The organism is Ornithinibacillus bavariensis (assembly GCF_050433565.1).
GTDB lineage: Bacteria > Bacillota > Bacilli > Bacillales > Amphibacillaceae > Ornithinibacillus > Ornithinibacillus bavariensis.
In genome coordinates this window covers 119,857-137,647 of sequence record NZ_JBNPWZ010000005.1, presented here as the reverse complement: position 1 = coordinate 137,647, position 17,791 = coordinate 119,857, and the positions used below count along the sequence as shown (strand labels likewise).

General features: G+C 35.0%; 18 protein-coding genes and 1 riboswitch. Of the genes, 2 read left to right on the top strand and 16 right to left on the bottom strand.

The window, feature by feature from the left end; all coding sequences use genetic code 11:
• Positions 1-20 precede the first annotated feature (20 nt).
• The 7 genes from HNR27_RS10830 to HNR27_RS10800 form a co-directional block, all read right to left on the bottom strand.
• The gene (locus HNR27_RS10830) at positions 21-998 is read right to left on the bottom strand and encodes a YpdA family putative bacillithiol disulfide reductase (protein ID WP_429339738.1); all 978 of its coding nucleotides are present in this window, start codon (positions 996-998) and stop codon (positions 21-23) included.
• Between the two features lie 148 nt (positions 999-1,146).
• Positions 1,147-2,427, bottom strand: coding sequence for a Glu/Leu/Phe/Val family dehydrogenase (locus tag HNR27_RS10825; protein ID WP_212921939.1), 1,281 nt, complete (start codon positions 2,425-2,427; stop codon positions 1,147-1,149).
• A gap of 173 nt (positions 2,428-2,600) precedes the next feature.
• A complete protein-coding gene (locus HNR27_RS10820; RefSeq protein ID WP_212921940.1) occupies positions 2,601-3,182 on the bottom strand; it encodes a genetic competence negative regulator in 582 nt (193 codons plus the stop codon).
• 163 nt (positions 3,183-3,345) lie between these two features.
• On the bottom strand, positions 3,346-3,654 hold the full coding sequence (locus HNR27_RS10815; RefSeq protein ID WP_429339737.1) for a hypothetical protein: 309 nt from the start codon (positions 3,652-3,654) through the stop codon (positions 3,346-3,348).
• Between the two features lie 2 nt (positions 3,655-3,656).
• Positions 3,657-4,235, bottom strand: a complete 579-nt coding sequence (locus HNR27_RS10810; RefSeq protein WP_429339736.1) for a CPBP family intramembrane glutamic endopeptidase — start codon at positions 4,233-4,235, stop codon at positions 3,657-3,659.
• Complete coding sequence (locus tag HNR27_RS10805; RefSeq protein ID WP_429339735.1) at positions 4,219-5,763, bottom strand: RecQ family ATP-dependent DNA helicase; 1,545 nt, start codon at positions 5,761-5,763, stop codon at positions 4,219-4,221. The genes HNR27_RS10810 and HNR27_RS10805 overlap by 17 nt, the downstream gene beginning before the upstream one ends.
• A 25-nt stretch (positions 5,764-5,788) precedes the next feature.
• Complete coding sequence (locus HNR27_RS10800; RefSeq protein WP_429339734.1) at positions 5,789-6,823, bottom strand: YpbB family protein; 1,035 nt, start codon at positions 6,821-6,823, stop codon at positions 5,789-5,791.
• A gap of 131 nt (positions 6,824-6,954) precedes the next feature.
• Between HNR27_RS10800 and HNR27_RS10795 the strand changes: the two genes are divergently transcribed.
• A complete protein-coding gene (locus HNR27_RS10795; RefSeq protein WP_429339816.1) occupies positions 6,955-7,203 on the top strand; it encodes a ferredoxin in 249 nt (82 codons plus the stop codon).
• Between the two features lie 51 nt (positions 7,204-7,254).
• On the opposite strand, the gene HNR27_RS10790 is transcribed toward HNR27_RS10795, so the two are convergent.
• From HNR27_RS10790 to HNR27_RS10755, 8 genes are all read right to left on the bottom strand, one after another.
• Complete coding sequence (locus tag HNR27_RS10790; protein WP_429339733.1) at positions 7,255-7,767, bottom strand: ECF transporter S component; 513 nt, start codon at positions 7,765-7,767, stop codon at positions 7,255-7,257.
• 5 nt (positions 7,768-7,772) lie between these two features.
• Positions 7,773-8,225 (bottom strand): DUF4430 domain-containing protein, encoded by a 453-nt coding sequence (locus tag HNR27_RS10785; RefSeq protein ID WP_429339732.1) that lies wholly within the window; start codon positions 8,223-8,225, stop codon positions 7,773-7,775.
• Positions 8,226-8,383: 158 nt separating this feature from the next.
• Positions 8,384-8,565: riboswitch (cobalamin riboswitch) on the bottom strand.
• A 45-nt stretch (positions 8,566-8,610) separates the two neighbouring features.
• Positions 8,611-10,380: an ATP-binding protein gene (locus HNR27_RS10780; RefSeq protein WP_429339731.1), complete on the bottom strand. Its 1,770-nt coding sequence runs from the start codon at positions 10,378-10,380 to the stop codon at positions 8,611-8,613.
• The gene (locus HNR27_RS10775) at positions 10,380-11,096 is read right to left on the bottom strand and encodes a response regulator transcription factor (protein WP_212921948.1); all 717 of its coding nucleotides are present in this window, start codon (positions 11,094-11,096) and stop codon (positions 10,380-10,382) included. The genes HNR27_RS10780 and HNR27_RS10775 overlap by 1 nt, the downstream gene beginning before the upstream one ends.
• Before the next feature lie 97 nt (positions 11,097-11,193).
• Positions 11,194-12,387 carry a c-type cytochrome biogenesis protein CcsB gene (gene ccsB / locus HNR27_RS10770; RefSeq protein WP_212921949.1) on the bottom strand — a complete coding sequence of 398 codons (1,194 nt, stop codon included), beginning with the start codon at positions 12,385-12,387 and terminating at the stop codon, positions 11,194-11,196.
• 24 nt (positions 12,388-12,411) lie between these two features.
• Positions 12,412-14,127, bottom strand: coding sequence for a cytochrome c biogenesis protein ResB (gene resB / locus HNR27_RS10765; RefSeq protein ID WP_429339730.1), 1,716 nt, complete (start codon positions 14,125-14,127; stop codon positions 12,412-12,414).
• A gap of 20 nt (positions 14,128-14,147) precedes the next feature.
• Positions 14,148-14,726 (bottom strand): thiol-disulfide oxidoreductase ResA, encoded by a 579-nt coding sequence (resA, locus tag HNR27_RS10760; RefSeq protein WP_429339729.1) that lies wholly within the window; start codon positions 14,724-14,726, stop codon positions 14,148-14,150.
• Positions 14,727-14,777: 51 nt separating this feature from the next.
• Positions 14,778-15,521, bottom strand: a complete 744-nt coding sequence (locus HNR27_RS10755; RefSeq protein WP_429339728.1) for a pseudouridine synthase — start codon at positions 15,519-15,521, stop codon at positions 14,778-14,780.
• Between the two features lie 721 nt (positions 15,522-16,242).
• Between HNR27_RS10755 and erm the strand changes: the two genes are divergently transcribed.
• Entirely contained in the window at positions 16,243-17,109 is an 867-nt protein-coding gene (erm, locus tag HNR27_RS10750; protein WP_429339727.1) for a 23S ribosomal RNA methyltransferase Erm, read from the top strand.
• Between the two features lie 150 nt (positions 17,110-17,259).
• Here erm and HNR27_RS10745 read toward each other — a convergent pair whose 3' ends face one another.
• Complete coding sequence (locus HNR27_RS10745) at positions 17,260-17,790, bottom strand: spore maturation protein (RefSeq protein ID WP_212921953.1); 531 nt, start codon at positions 17,788-17,790, stop codon at positions 17,260-17,262.
• Position 17,791: the final 1 nt, after the last annotated feature.

The window sequence follows — 17,791 nt, the reverse complement described above, 5'->3', positions numbered from 1 at the left end:
TCGGTACACGGAGTATAGTTTTACCTTTTTACTATGGCATTTGCAATTTTTTCTCCATGAAATCTACCATTCTCAATAAAAATCTCATTATTATTATTTCCAGCAGCAACAACACCTGCTATAAAGACGCCTTCAATATTGGTTTCGTACGTATCCTCATCATAGAAAGGCTTACCGTTTTCTGAATTGAATTGAACTCCTAGTTCCTTTATTAATGCGAAATTCGGTCTATAGCCTGTCATGGCAAAGACAAAATCATTATCTATTTCAAATTTTTCCTCATTTGCCGTATAACAAACAGAATGCTTAGTGATATTCGTAACTTCTGCATTAAATACCATCTGGATGCTCCCTTTTCTCACTAATGAGTCAAAATCAGGCAATATCCATGGCTTTATGCTTTTAGAATAAGAGTCTCCACGATATAGTACAGTAACAATTGCTCCTGCTTTATGGAGTTCTAATGCTGCATCTACAGCTGAATTTTTACCACCAATAATGACAACATTTTTCTTATAATATGGGTGTCCTTCTTTAAAGTAATGCATTACTTTCGGTAAATTTTCACCAGGAATATGCATATAGTTTGGTTGACCATAATATCCAGTAGCAATGATGACAAAATCAGCTAAGTAATAGCCTGCTTCACCAGAAATTTTTTCAGAAGTTACCTTAAATTTATTATCTATTTTCTTAAGAGCTGTTACTTTTTCAAAAGAATTGATACGTAAGTCTGTTCTTTCAGCAACATTTCTATAGTATGCTAATGCTTGATTTCTAACTGGTTTCTGTCTTTCAGTAATGAAGGGAATACCACCGATTTCCAGTTTATCACTTGAACTAAAAAAAGTTTGGTGGGTTGGGTAATTATATATAGAATTGGCGATATTTCCTTTTTCAAGTAGTAACGCATCAATCCCTTGTTCTTGTAAGGCAATTGCAGCTGCTAAACCGCAAGGACCAGCACCAACTATAATGACTTTTTCTTTTTGTTCCATTGTTGCACTTCCTTTTCTCATTCCTTGCATTCTCATTAGAGAACCTTTTATACGTTCTTCATTTATCATAGCATCAATTATATAAATTAAAAATTATAAAACCCTCATCTAATATAGATAAGGGTTCTTCATATATTCATGTTATAATTTATACCCAGCCACGGAAACGTGATGCTTCTGCCATTTTTCTAACACCAACCATGTAAGCAGCTAGACGCATATCAACTTGTCTTGTTTGAGCTGTATCATATATCGCGTTAAATGCCTTGATCATCGTAGCATAAAGCTTCTCTTCAACTTCTTCTTCAGACCAGTAATATCCTTGATTATTTTGCACCCACTCAAAATACGATACGGTGACACCACCAGCAGATGCAAGTACGTCTGGAACAAGTAAAATTCCACGCTCAGTTAAAATTTTCGTAGCTTCCATTGTAGTAGGACCATTAGCTGCTTCTACCACAATACTTGCCTTAATATTATGTGCATTATCCTCAGTAATTTGATTTTCAACTGCAGCAGGAACGAGAATATCGCATTCGCTTTCTAATAATTCTTTGTTCGAAATTGTATTATTAAATAATTTTGTTACTGTTCCAAAGCTGTCTCTTCGGTCAAGTAGATAATCAATATCTAGACCTTCAGGATCATACAATGCACCATAAGCGTCAGAGATACCTACTACAATTGCACCTTCGTCATGTAGGAATTTAGATAAGAAGCTTCCCGCATTACCAAATCCTTGAACAATAACTTTCGCACCTTTTACACTCATATTACGCTTTTTAGCTGCCTCATTAATACAGATAGTAACTCCTTTTGCCGTTGCAGATTCTCTACCGTGTGAGCCTCCTAAAACAATTGGTTTACCTGTGATGAAGCCTGGACTATTGAATTCATCCATTCTACTATATTCATCCATCATCCAAGCCATAATTTGTGAGTTTGTAAATACGTCAGGAGCAGGAATATCCTTCGTTGGACCAACTATCTGACTAATTGCACGCACATAACCACGACTTAATGCTTCAAGCTCACGAAAAGACATATCACGTGGATCACAAATGATACCACCTTTTCCCCCACCATACGGTAAGTCAACAATTCCTGCTTTTAAACTCATCCACATAGAAAGAGCTTTAACCTCTGTTTCAGTCACGTCAGGATGGAATCGGATTCCACCTTTTGTAGGACCAACAGCATCATTGTGTTGCGCACGATAACCAGTGAAGATTTTAGTTGAACCATCATCCATTTTTATTGGAATACGTACAGTCATCATACGAAGCGGTTCTTTTAATAACTCATAAACTTCATCAGGGTAACCCAATTTCTCCAGTGCGTTCTTAACAACAGCTTGTGTTGAACTAAGTACATCCATTTGTTTCTTTGCCTCTTTGGTAGAATCTGCTGCTTTCTCGGCTACCATGAATTTACCTCCTAAGGATCAATAAATATTTATAATAGCTATTCTCAGAGATTAGTATACACGTTAAATCTAAATATGCAATACAAAACCCTCATAAAATTTCAAAAAAATGAAAGCGCTTCATACGAATACCTATTTTACAAGAGATGCTAGTTTTATTTTAAAAAATATAGTTATTTATTGAATGTCTCCATGATTGTTTGTATTGCATTTGCGTTTATAATAACCTTTCCGTATTCCTTCAATCGATATGAGGTTACTATACTAGGACTGGCAAATTCAGACATTAATGCAATAATATTTTCTTTATTATTTCCATTTAAATCATTACGTCTTAATAACATATAATATCGATTTCCCATATAAAACACTTGACCACCTTGAACATTTAAGGTGTTTAAATAATTGGTAACTCGAATGACGTTTTCGAAATCATCAAAAGAAAAAATCAGTTCTTTGCTTTCATCAAGTGTTACTTTCATTTCAATGAAATCCTCATCCCAATCTATATTCTCAGAGTTCTGTGTGACAATCACATGCATACCTTGTGCTTGCATTAAATAAACCTGCACAAAAAGCTTACCCTCAAGCTCAAAGCCAAGTTCAGTACTGGCTTCATACATAACTTCCGTAAAAAGATTTTGGATGCTTGAGGCATCAAAGAACAAATCCTCTTTATTAAATCCACGTTCAACTAAATCGTCAAACGTTAAAAAAATTGTAAATTGACTGCTGGACACCCGTTCTACTCTCACATAGCATCCTCCTCAGTAATTAGAACTCTATCTTTCATTCCAGTCAAAAATGAAATCAAATATGGATAATGTTTAATATAGTATATGCCAACTTTGCAATTGTTGAACGGTATACAAGTTTAAACGGAATAGCTCCGTATAGTAGCTGAGTTACCCTTCCGTATTAAAAAACATCGCTATTCAAGAAAAACAGCACCCCGAAAATAATTATTAGTACCACAACAATCACTAAGCGAATAAAAGGCTTACTAAATTTTATCCGTGTCCTTTTTTTCTTTTGACTGTGGACTTCTTTACGAGGAGGTAGATTTAACACATTCATTTCCGTGTCCACGTCCTGTTCTGGCACTTTTTCTTCCTGTATCTCTCTTGAAGAAATAGTGGATGAATCATCTGTATTTTCTTGTAGCTCGTTAATTATCGCTCGAAGCTCTTTCGCCTGATCATCGTACTCTTTTTTAATTTCTTCCAATTCTAATCCCCCCGATACTTAAAGCGAATTAATAATCCTGATAATACATCCACAGTAAAATGGGCAACTATTGTTACAAGTAGATTTTCAGTAATCTCATACAATAATCCTAGTAAAAAACTAACAAGCACGATAGAAGCTAATAATACTGGCTTTTTTAAATAACGCACATGAACTACTGCAAACAAAAGACTTGCAAAAATAAACCCAAATGTCGTTTGAATAATACCGCGAAAAAGTACTTCTTCTGCTATAGCAATTAACATTGTTAGGAGGATTATTTTCGGTATGGAGAGGTTAGAAAATACGCGTTTATTAATTCCACCATCGTCAAAATAATCCATCGGAAGGAAGTGCATAAGGAGAAGGTCAATAAGTATGATACCAATTCCCGGAAGAACACCATAATAAACTACTTCCTTCACATCCAATTGAATTAAGCTAGTCCAAGCCAATAACCCATCAAGTAAGAATACGCTTAATACAAGCCCAATAATTAAAAATAGAAATTGTGAATAAACAACCGATTTCCTTAATTCATCATCAGTTATATGTTTAAGTAGTTCACTTTGTTTCATCATTTTCCCCTACTAACAATTGATGTAATCTTTTCTCCCAGTTGATGGCTAGTCTTGGATTACTATTGGCTTGTTCTGGATTAAAAAGGTCTAAGGCTATTCCACAATTACTGCAGCATTGGTTCTCTAAAACAGTGTAGTCATTCTGAAACTTTGTATATAGTTCTTTTCGCAGACAATTCTCTGTCTTTAACCAGGCTAGCATCTCATGATATTTAGACATTTTTATCTTAAAGCGTTCATCACGAACTTGTTGTATTTTCATCAATAATCTATCTAATCTATCTTGGTCATATTTTAAAACATTTTCCAGGCTTATGCTATTTTTTTCTAACTGAACTAAAATGAACCTCCATTGTGTTTCACTAATCTCAAATAGGGTCTGAATATCAGATATATCAAGTGAACTTAGTTTATCGGCTTCTTTTTGGATATAACGAAAAACCCTTCGTAAATCCTCATCCTGCGGAAGCTCGCTTTGGATTAATTGTTTTGGCAGAGCCTCATCTCGACGACAATACAGGAGAACACTTAAGCTCTCTTTCCCATCTCTGCCTGCACGACCTATTTCCTGTATATAGGATTCAATTTGACCGGGAAAGTGATAGTGAAATACTAATCTAATATTATTCTTATTTATCCCCATTCCAAAGGCGCTCGTACAGCAAATGACATCTAATTGTTCATTCATAAACTGTTGCTGTATGCTAATTCGATCCATCTGTTCCATACCACCATGGTAGTATGCGATTCGTTGATTAGGTAGCCGTACCGATAATTGTAAGGCAACACTCTCACAAGACACTTTACTAGAAAAATAAATAAGCGTTGGTACCTTATAGTTGGACAGGTATCTCGTTAATACTTCAAGCTTTTCGTCTTGATCTTCTACTTCTTGAATAGTAAGCATAATATTTTCTCGATCCATAGGATAAATATGCTTTACCATCCATGGCCTTTCAAGAGACTTTATGATGTCTTGTTGTACCTCTCTTGTTGCTGTTGCACTAAGAGCAAGGACAGGAGGATTTCCTAATTGTTCTAAGACCTTATTTAATTTTTGGTAATCTGGTCTAAATTCATGCCCCCACTGAGAAATACAATGTGCCTCATCAATGACAAATAAGCTAATGGTTTGTTGTTTCAGATAAAGAAACAGTTCTTTCTGTTGTAATATCTCTGGTGAAACAAAGATTAGTTTATAGTCTTGTAATGTTTGATAAATATATCTTTTCTGGTCAAAATCAAGAAAGCTATTAATAGCAACAACATCTTTAAATCCTGAAGACTTTAATTGTTTTACTTGATCCATCATCAGAGAAATTAATGGGGATACTACAATCGTTATTCCTGATAGTAATAAAGAGGGTAGTTGATAACAAATAGACTTCCCTGTACCTGTCGGGAGAATTCCTAAAACATCGCTCCCATTTAAAATATCCATAATAATTTCTTTTTGCCCTATCCGAAATGTTTTATAACCAAAATTGCTTTCTAATACTTGTTCTAGGGATATGGAAGTATTATTCATATAACTCATCCTCTGAATAACTTTCTTATAGTCTTGTTAAGACTAATCGTATTTGAAAATAACTTATATACGGATTGCAATTGTCCTTAATTGTCTTTAGTTTATAACTATTACAACGATTAATAACGGAAACTATCTCTTTTCTTGTTTTTGTATCCACAAAGGGCTCAATTGAGAATTCTTTATCGTATAATGCAATTTCAACAATATGATCATACACCGTATTTAATTTTAGTTTTCTTATTTTAGCAATTGTTTCTGGACTGTACCGTTCAATTAAGAGTTGATAGGTTTGGTTTGCTGTTTTGGTAATAAACTTGTTATTATTATTTTCTATTATAAGCTGATAAAGTACTGGGTAGTCTTCTTTATGACGATGAATCTGATACATCATCTGATGAATTATTCCTACTGTAAGAAGATTAACATCGTGTATCGATAATTGATAGTTGAGAGCAATTTGATCCATGCTCATCCCGTAGTGATGGTATCCACTTAATCGATTCACCAATACTTCGGCTTCTCTTTCCTCAAGGCCTTTTAATAGTTTATGAAGCTCCTCGTAAAGGATTAAAGATGCAGTCACGCTCCAGTTTTTCTTATAAAAGGCTTTTACCCAACCTGCTACATCTACGTCGTCCACAACAGGAATAAAAGCGGTATTTTTCATTCGTATATTTGAGTATGTCTGGATTAATAAATGTAGTCTTTTAAAAAACAAAACATCTGTACCATTATATAATAAGCCTCTATAATAAGCGTACAATGGGGACTTTTTAAATTTAATTAAATGCCTTCTTCCTTTCTCTGTAATTCGATAATAACCATCCTTAGACCCATTATCCACTAATTTCTTCTGTTGTAAATTTGAAACAATTGCTTGTAAATCTATGCGACGTAATGTTGGATAGATCCCGTAATATTGTTCTAGCTGAAAGAGTCTTGCATCATGGACAGATTGTATCGATTTCTTTCCAACTAATAGGTGAAATATCCCAGAAATGCTTCTATTTTCATTAATTTCAGTTATACAATCTAATATTATCCCTTCGAAATACATTCTAATCTACCTCTTTCTATCCTATCTCTATCATACCATCAGTTGGCAAAGGTTGAATTATAAAATGATAGTTATTAAAATAATAGTGGAGCACCAAAAAAGTACGTAACAAGGGGAAAACAGCTGTGAGAATAAAGTATACAATAGTTGATAAGGAAACATGTATTGCTTGTGGTGCTTGTGGATTAACTTGTCCAGGTATTTTTGATTACGATGATGAAGGGTTAGCTTATGTAACTATCGATCATAATAGTGGAAATAAGGAAGTTCCTGAATCACAAGAGGATGATGTGTTAGATGCTTATGAGGGTTGTCCAAGTAACTCCATCAAGATTTCAGAAGAACCGTTTAATGGTAACCCATTAAAGTTTGGTGAATAGCATAAAAAAAAGGCTGACTTTAACAATTGCAAATATAAAGTCAGCCTTTTTTTAGTTAATCGTATGCAAATGATTGTTAATATATTTTTTAAATACGTAAGCTATTGTTGGATACAGCAATAGCATAAACACTGCATTTCCTATCGCATGATACGTATCAAAGGGCAGTCCAGCTAAATAATATACGATAAAGCCTTGACCAGTTACTTGATAATTAGTTAGCGAAACAATAATCCCGTATAGGTAACCACTGAAAAAACTAAAAATAACAATGACTATGAACGGAATCTTTTTGAACGCCTTTCCCATCAAACCACTCAAGATACCGATAATTCCCCATGCTAGAATTTGCCAAATTGTCCAAATGCCAGTTCCTAGAATCATATTGGATAAAAACGTTACTAAAAACGCTAAAATAAAACCAGCTATCGGTCCTAAAAAAATGCCACTAATAATAATAACTGAAGTTACGGGTTGGACATTTGGTATATAATTAACTGCGATACGTCCAACTACAGCAAGTGTGGCAAGTAATGCTAGTAGAGTAATTTTATAGATATTCAATTAAATCATTCCCAAGATTGGTAATCAAAATTAACCGTATCTCCATCGTTTAGTTTTACATCGCCTGCACCTACCATGGATGGCTCACCATTTACCGAAAACATCCATGACATTTTGTTCGCTTCGTCATACTCTATACCTTCAATCGCTTTTATAAACCCACCTTCTTCAACCATGTCAAAGTTTGCTTTCATAACTGCTAATAAATTATCGCCATCTTTGATAACAACTTCTTTTTCATCAATTACTTCGGCCTCTTTATCCTTTGATAAGATAATGGTAACCTTGGCCTCTTCTTGGTCTTCTTTTGTATTTGCGGAAGTATTAGATTTTTCATTTTGCGTTGCGTTATTTTGCCCGCTATTGTTGTTGCTTTCCGTCTTTTCGTCATTCGTACATCCTGTTAAAACAACTATTACTAGTAGCATTGAGAATAACTTAAATAAAATAGATTTCATGATTTCTCCTCCATTAACTTAATCTGTTGAGAACAGGGTGTATAAAAATAGAGCTAACCCCGTAACAAGGTTAGCTCTTTTGACAGTCTCATAACCATAATAAGTAATCAATACTCTTATGTACTTGATTGTCTCAATTGTCCTATCCTCGGGATCATTGATACAAATGAATACTGGCAGGTCTACTGACTTGTGATTAATAGCCTACTATAAGCCCTTCCCGTATATATTATATACAGTGGTTATGCTTATTTCGTCATCACTTACAGTTGCGAGGACAGTTCTAGATTTTCACTAGATTCCCTTTTAAGTTCACAACACCAATATCATCAATTTTGTATTCAATTCTATTAATTAGGATAACATATCATTCTAAAATTACAAGTTATATTTCATCTGTTTTAGGAAGCTGAAAATTAAATGTCGTACCAACATTGAGTTTACTTTTAACGGTAATTGTTCCCTTATGACTTGTAATAATATTCTTTGCTATCGATAATCCAAGCCCTGTACCTTTCACATGTTTATTTCTCGTTCTTGATTTATCTGCCTTGTAAAAACGTTCAAAAACAAATGGTAAATCCTCTTCCGGTATTCCACTTCCACTATCTTCAACAGATACAGATAACCCATTTTGGTCATTTTCTACCTTTACCTTCACAAACCCACCCTCACTAGTATGTCGGATTGCGTTGTCAATTAGGTTAGTAAATACTTGTTCGATTCGGTCTGGATCAAAAATTGCTTGAGGATCGGCCATATTCTTTGTAAGTACAAGCTCGATATGATGTTCCTCTGCAACCCCTCTAAATTTCCGATAGATTCGATCAACATAAGGCTCTACTTCAACCATTTCGGTTTTTAGCGTCAGATGACCCGCTTCCATACTTGCTAAGTCAAGCAGTTCATTAACAAGGCGACTAAGTCTTAAGGATTCCTCATAAATGATTTGGGCTAATTCATTCTTTTCCTCTTTCGTCTCGGCAATATCATCTACAATAGCTTCACTATAGCCTTGTAACATCGATATTGGCGTTCGAAGCTCATGTGATACATTAGCGATAAAGTCCTTACGAAGTTTATCTAGTCTTCTCTCTTCCGTCATATCACGCATTACTGCAACTGCACCACGGATATATGACTGATCATATAATGGTGTCATAATCATAACCCAGGTTCTACCTTGAATAGTGATTTCTTCGAGAACCTCTTTTTCACCATCAATAACCTCTTGAAATAGTGCAAGTAATTCCTTTGGCAGCTTCCGAACACCATCTGATTTTTCTATATTTTGCTCAAACTCCCATGCTTCCATAAACATTTCAGCAGGGCGATTCGTTGCAATAATTTCACCACTACGACTTAATGTTATCACACCATCTGCCATCGAATTAACAATGCTTGATAGCTGTTCTTTTTCCTGTCTTAAAGCATTAATATGGAATTTCAGCTGTCGTCCCATGTGATTGAATGCCATTGCTAGTTCGCCGATTTCATCATGTGTTAAAATCGGTACTTTGGTGTTAAATTCACCTCTAGTTAAATCAAATGCTGCTTCCCTCATTTTGATTAGTGGTGATGTAATACGCGTCGATAGAAAGAAGGCAAAGATAGTCGTTAGAATGATAGCCACTGCCGCTGCTAAAAGAATAATTTTCGTTGTTTCAGCTTTTGTCTTATCCACTATCGCTAGGGATTGATAGATAAGAACTGCTGCATCTGTATTAGGTACCGCCACTCCAACAAGCATCACACCTAATTCTTGATTAGGAACTTCGATTTGCTTTTTAATCGGATCATGCGAATTTAAAACCTCTTGTATATACATCTCTTTAGTAAACCAGTTATCATTAATAGCAGTAAGATTCGAGTCATTAGTATCAGAAGCCCAAATATCACCATTGGAAAATTCGATAATTACCTTACTAGCTGGATCTTTTACACGCTCAGTCGTTTCATATATTAGTGATCTGTCTTCATGATTCTCTACCATTACGGAAACCTTTGTAGCGGTTTGTAATAAATCCTCTTCTGCCTCTTGAATATGAAAGTTCTCAAAAAACTCAAGTAAAAATATCGTTAATAAAAATAATACAAAACAAACTAGCAATAAAATGGTTACTGCTAGTTTTCCTACTACACTACGCCAAAACATTATTCATCATCTACCTCAAATTTGTATCCTACCCCCCAAACAGTCACAATCATTTTTGCGGCTTCCTTGGAAACGGTATTAAGCTTCTCACGTAATCGTTTAACATGTGTGTCAACTGTTCGTAAGTCGCCGAAAAATTCATATTGCCAAACATCCTTCAATAATTGTTCACGATTGAATACTTTATCTGGTGATTTTGCCAAGTAACATAATAATTCATACTCTTTAGGTGTTAAAGCTACTTCTGTACCATCAGCTGTTACACGATGTGCATCATGATCAATTGTTAGGTGAGGAAATACTAATAGATCCTTCGTTTGCGCATTCTTGCCATTATAACTAGTAGCAGTTGTACGTCTTAATAATGCCTTTACACGAAGTACAACCTCTCTAGGGCTAAATGGCTTCACAATATAATCATCGGTTCCAACTTCAAACCCTTGAACTCTATTTGCCTCTTCACCCTTTGCTGTAAGCATGATAACCGGAGTATCCTTTTCTTTCCTTAGCTGCTCACAGACTTCTATTCCATCCATCTCTGGCATCATAATATCCAATAGAATAACATCATAATCATTTTCTAGTGCCAGTTGAAGTCCCTCTTTACCGTTCTCTGCTTCTTCGACCTCAAATTCCTCTCGCTCTAAATACATACGAATTAGCCGACGAATTCTTTCCTCATCATCAACAACTAATACTCTAGATTGCTTCTCCATGAATATCTCCCCTTTACCAATTATATCAGTCAACGGATTTCATTTAACAATGTACAAGAAAACATGACAATTGTTTTGCCATGTTTTCTTCATTCAATTATGCATAAGAATGTAGCCCTGCTAATACAAGGTTTACAACAATCAAGTTAAATAAAATTATACCAAAACCAGCTACTGCAAGCCATGCAGACTTTTCTCCATGCCAGCCACGTGAAAGTCTTAAATGTAAGTAAGCAGCATAGAAGAACCAAGTAACCAAGGCCCAAACTTCCTTAGGATCCCATCCCCAGAATCGTCCCCAAGCTTCTTGAGCCCAGATGGATGCAAAAATTAATCCACCGAGTGTAAATACAGGGAATCCTATAGCTACGGAACGATAATTAATCTCATCGACTAAATCAGGTTTAACATTTTTAAGCAGTGGCTGAATAGCAGCCCCAATACGTTTTCTACATAGTAATCGGACAAGTGCATACAATACAGTACCTGTTAAAAACGACCAAATCACTGTATTAAATTTTTTACCAGCGTCAGCACCGTGCATCCATGTAGGTACTTCAAACCAAGGCTTCATTGCATCTTCCGTAAGAAGCTTACCATCATGTGGTGCAGCTATAGGTGGTAAATGGTACTCGGATTGTAGTGTTTTACCATTTGATTGATATTCGAAGCTTGCATTATAATGCATAGCTCCAAAGACTGAAGAAATTACTATGAATCCGATAATAAGGAAAATAATATATAAAACGATCTCAAGTGAAATTGTTCGTGCCGATCGAACGCTTTGATCAATTCCATGAATCAAGTAAATCAAACCAGCTACAAAGCTAATGAATAGTATTCCAGAGCCTAATGCAACAGTAGTAACATGAATATAAAGCCAGTGGCTTTTTAAAGATGGTACTAGTGGAGCAATTTCTGTCGGGAATATGCTAGCATAAGCAATAAATATCATAGCAATTGGTAGTGCAAATAAACCTAATACATTAAGCTTGTAAATAAAATAAATAATGATAAAAGCCAATACTAAGCACATACCCAAGAATGTTACGAACTCGAACATATTACTAACAGGAGCATGTCCAGATGCCATCCATCTAGTAATAAAATAAATTAGCTGGCTAAGAAATCCGATTATTGTCAATGTGATAGCTAATTTTCCAGCAAATTCAGTTCTTTTTCGTTCTTTATTTTTATCCTTTATCGTAAAGCTAAATATAAATGTTGCCACCAAGTAGAGTATAAATGCCGTAAATAGCATCGTACTACTAGTATTTAATAAGCTCTCCATGAGCTCCCTCCTTTAAACAACCACTTACTCATTATTTTGATCTTTTACCATCTGTATTGGTGTATTCTCAATAGCCTTTTCAATATCTTTTTTCAAGCCAAACCAGTTTTTATTCGTATGACCAGCCAATAGAATGCCTTGTTTTTTCGGATGTATCCATATTCTTCTATGTTGCCAGTACATACCTTGGACAACACCAATCATAAAAATAAGTGCACCGATAATAAATAATGGAAGTGTTCTATCTCGTTTTACTGAAAGTCCACTCTTTCGATCAAAATCTATGGAATCAATAAGTATTCGATAATTATTTTCACCTGTAGGGTCAACCGATGGAGCGAAGGAACCAATAACATTTCCCATAGGTTGTAATTCTACTACAGTAGGATCAATTCCTAGACCTTCTACAGCTCCTAATACGTTACCTACAAAACTAATTTCAGATTCTTCACTGTTTGGAGGGAATAGCTTAAAAACAAATGCAGGATTATTGGAATCCTTTGTTTTCGAACTTATCCCATCTTCTGTAATGATATAATCCGGATAATATTCCGTTACTTCAACCTTAAAACCATTATCTAGTTTATATTCTGTTTTCGGATTAAATAAATCAACGGTGAATTCTCCTAATACATCAGCATCTGGATCATTCATTTCATAGATTTTAAAGGTCATTTTTGAGAATTCGTTTAATTGATAGCCTTGCTGATACAATGTATAGCCACCAAACTTAACTGGATGGTTCATACTAATTTCGTCATCCGTTATTTTGTTAAGCTTTGTTTCTGCACCGATAACCTCTTGATCTTCTGCCTGATAAATAATGGCATTGGTTTGGAAGTTACTTGGAATGACCCTACCCTGTTTTGCAATGGCATCTTTAAAGCGTTCATCATCCTCAGCATATGTATCAAGAACAAATTCCTTGTTTTCGATGTAATACTCTCCATCCGTTCCTGGTACTACCTTTACTTCCCCTTCTCTAACCCATAAATATTCATTTAAATACATAAATGGTGTTATCCGAAGTAATGCTGCAATTAATATAATAATCAATCCAATATGATTAACATATGGACCCCATCTCGAGAAGCGTCCTTTTTCCGCTACAATATGACCGTCTTCTTCTGTTATTTTGTAACGTTGTTGCAAGAGACGCTCTTTAACTGTATTCAAATCTTCACTTGAAACATGATCTGTTTCACTATAGAATCGCTGTCTATTAATAAATGTTTCATGTCTCTTCGGCTGCTGACGTTTCAGCGCTTTATACAAAGGTACAAATCGATCCAGACTACAAACTACTAGTGATACCCCGATTAGTGCAATTAAAATTAGATACCACCATGAGCTGTATAGGTTATGAAATCCTAATTGGTAAAAAATCTTGCCAAAAATACCATAGGTCTCTGGATAAAAAATTTGTGGATCTCGAGAAATAGCATCAGACGGTATGTATTGCTCCTGTGGAAAAATAGTTCCAATACCGGAAGCGATTAATGCCAAAACGATTAACCAAACTCCAACCTTTACAGAGGAGAAAAAGTTCCATATTTTATCTATAATCGTCTTATTATATGTAGTTGATCTTCTTGCACTACCTTCGTAACGCATATTCAATAATTTCTTTTTATCGTTACCATCTATATGCTGATTCTCTGCGATAGGCTTTCCACATGCTTCACAAAGGACTGTACCTTCTGGATTTACGTGACCACATTCACATTTTATATGATTCATTAAAAATCCCTCTCATGGTTTTATGATTCGCTTGGTTCAATTTTTTGTAAATACCCTTCCAATCGTTCAAGTGTGAGAGCACCGTTTACAACCTCTACTATCTTCCCTTCCGAACTGATAAAGAAAGTGCTAGGAATTGGTCCAACTTTGTATAAGTCACGGACCTGGTCTTTGGTATCATGCGGAATTGGGAATGTTAAATTATATTTATTTATAAATTGATCAACTACAAATTCTGTTGCATCAAGATTCACTGCTATAATTTCTATTCCCTTTTCCTTATATTCAGGATAGAGCTTCTGCATATAAGGCATTTCCGACTCACATGGCTTACACCATGTTCCCCAGAAATTAAGCATTACACCTTTGCCACGAAAATCACTTAAGCGCACTGTCTTTAATTCATTATGATCATTCACTTGATTTAATTGAAAATCTGGTGCCTCGTCTCCTACACTGTAAATAGCCTTATCCTTGTTCAGGTTTGCTACTAAAGCGTAGGCTACTGCTATTACTAATAAAACTAATATAGCTGAACGATAAATAAAGCGGTTCCGTTTCTTTTTAACCTTATTCTCTCTTGCCTGCTCTATTCTCACAACCACCACTCCCCGCCCAATTATACCATTTATTGGGCATTGAAATTATGTCTATTCTTCAACATTTTTAGAAGCAAGGTTACGCATTTGATTAACCTCTTTCGGTGTTAGCTTACGGAATTCTCCAACTCGAAGACCATCTAAGGTCAGAATTCCATATTTCTCACGCTTCAATTTTATAACTGGATAGCCCAACTGCTCCATCATACGTCGAACATGCCGATTCTTACCTTCTCTTAAGGTTAGTTCCAGTAGACTAGTATTTTTCTTTTTATCCGTAGATAGTACTCGGAATCGTAAGGCTTTTAATACTTCACCCTTATCCTTAACACCCTTGATGAGCTTTCTTAAATCCTCTTTTGAAGGGATGCCTTTTACTTTTGCTACATATACCTTTTCGACACCATACTTTGGATGCATAACTAAATTTGCAAACGCACCATCATTGGTTAATAATAGTGCACCAGACGAGTCATAGTCTAATCTTCCAATTGGGTATATTCGTTCTTCCACCTCTGGAAAGAAATCAGTAACTACCTTTCTGCCTTTTTCATCCTTTACACTAGAGATAACACCACGCGGCTTATAAAAAAGATAATAAACGGATTGTTCCTTTTCCAGGGGAACTCCATCTACTTCAATTTTATCTTCAGGAGTTACTTTGGTACCAAGTTCTGTTACTACTTTATTATTGACTTTAACTTTACCTTCTACTATTAATATTTCTGCTTTTCTTCTTGAAGTAATTCCACTTTGTGCAATTACTTTTTGTAAACGTTCATTTGTATTCGACATAAAATCACCAATTTATCCTCAATTTTTTTAATCCTATCCATAATCATAGCGATAATCTTTGGTTAGCCTAACCACTTATGTATGAAGTGTTTTTGCACACACTTAAAGATTGCTTACTAAATGAAATTACAGCTATTTATAGGATTTGGATTTCGCTTGCTATTATATCATTCGAATGGAGAAAAACAAAAATATTGAGGTTAGATGAGGTTTCGGGGAGGAACTTCAAATATATATCATCCTGAACTACTATTAGTAATAAATCATGTTCCCATTGACTTTATCAAAAGTTAAAATTATAATACTCTTGTGTTTATTGTAACTAATCTAAGGAGGGTTGCTTAAAATTATGGGTGTAATTATTACTTTCCGTGCTTTGAACTAGTAATTTAATACGTTCGAAGGCTCTGTTTTCGCTTACAGAGTAAACGGGATAAGTCTGCCCATTTTTAACAATCTTCCATGAAAATAAATTTCTATTATTAAGAGGAAAGACTGACTTTTCAATCTTTCCTTTTGTATTGTTATGAGAAAATATTTGACTTTTAAATAAAGAAAAGTCTATTTTGGGTTGTCTTTGCATTTTATTTGCCAAGGATACTTTTTTGTCATACTGCAAACTTAATGATTCCGTTTACTGGAAGCCACAGACGCTTATGTCTGTGGCTTTTTTTGCGATCAGAGTCATAAATCCAATATGAAATGAAAGGCTTGATTGATTATGACAAAAAGAAGAACAAAGGATACGAATAAAAGATATACTTCCGGAAATCCTCCAAATTTTAGTGGGCAACATTTGCTTCATAGTAAAAGCATAGTAAAAGATATTGTGGACATTGCTCGCATTTCAAAAAATGATTTAGTATTAGAATTGGGGGCCGGAAAAGGGGCAATTACGGAAGCCCTAAGTAATAAAGCTAGAAAGGTTCTTGCTGTTGAATACGATCAAAAGTTTATAAATAAATTAAACCAACTTGAAATGAAAAATACAGCGATAATCCAGCAGGATATATTAAAAATTTCATTACCACGAGAACATTTTGTAGTTGTCTCAAATATTCCATATGCCATCACTACACCTATTATGAAAATGCTTCTCAATAATCCAGCAAACAGTTTTCAAAGAGGTGTTATTACGATGGAAAAAGGTGCAGCAAAAAGATTCACGTCAACTACTGTAAAAGATCCTTATATAATAGCATGGAGAATGTGGTTTGATATCCGATATGTAAAAGACATTTCAAGAAAGAATTTCTCACCACCACCAAGAGTTGATTCTGCAATAATTACAATTAAGAGAAAAACGGAACCAATTGTACCTGTAAACGAATATTTAATATTTTGGGGACTTGTCGACCACATACTTAAAAAGCCACAATTACCTATCGATTTAGCACTAAGAGGTATATTTACACCACCTCAAATGAAGCATCTAAAGAGAAATCTTAAACTAAATGATGAGGTTCCTGTTGCTGCTTTATCGGAACAACAATGGGGATATCTATTTGACACAATGGTAAAGCATGTTCCAAAATTTAGATGGCCAAAAATAAATAAAGCCAAATTAAACCATCTTATTAAACGCTAAAAAGTTTCAACAAGTAAAAAGTCGAATTCCTTCATTCTAAGGAATCGACTTTTTCTTGATATGCTTAAAATTTACGGTTAATTAACTTTCCCGAATGATCCGCTGGCAATAAGCTTCCTTCCAATATAAACCGTTTTGATTACTATTTCTCTAACCAAATACCAATGTTACGATAACAATAGCTGCTAATATACCAAATAAATCTGCTAAAAGACCAACCTTAAGGGCATATCCCATTTTTCGAATGCCTACCGCACCAAAATAAACCGTTAAGATATAAAGAGTTGTATCGGTACTACCTTGCATGGTCGACGCTAGCCTCCCTATAAAAGAGTCTGGTCCATATGTAGCAATAAGCTCGGTCGTAATCCCAAGTGCTGCAGAGCCCGATATTGGCTTAACAAGTGCCAGGGGTACCACTTCTGGAGGAACACCAAAGAAATTAAGCACTGGAGCAATCAGTCCAATTAATGCATCAAGTGCACCGGAACTTCGAAATATAGCAATTGCGACAATCATCCCTACTAAAAAAGGAAGTAAAGAAAAGGCCATTTTAACCCCTTCTTTCCCTCCCTCAACGAACATTTCATACGAAGGTACCTTTTTCCAGGTAGCGGTTAATAGAACAAGCATAATAAATAAAGGAATAATCCAAATGCTTATTTGTGAAATAACAACCATA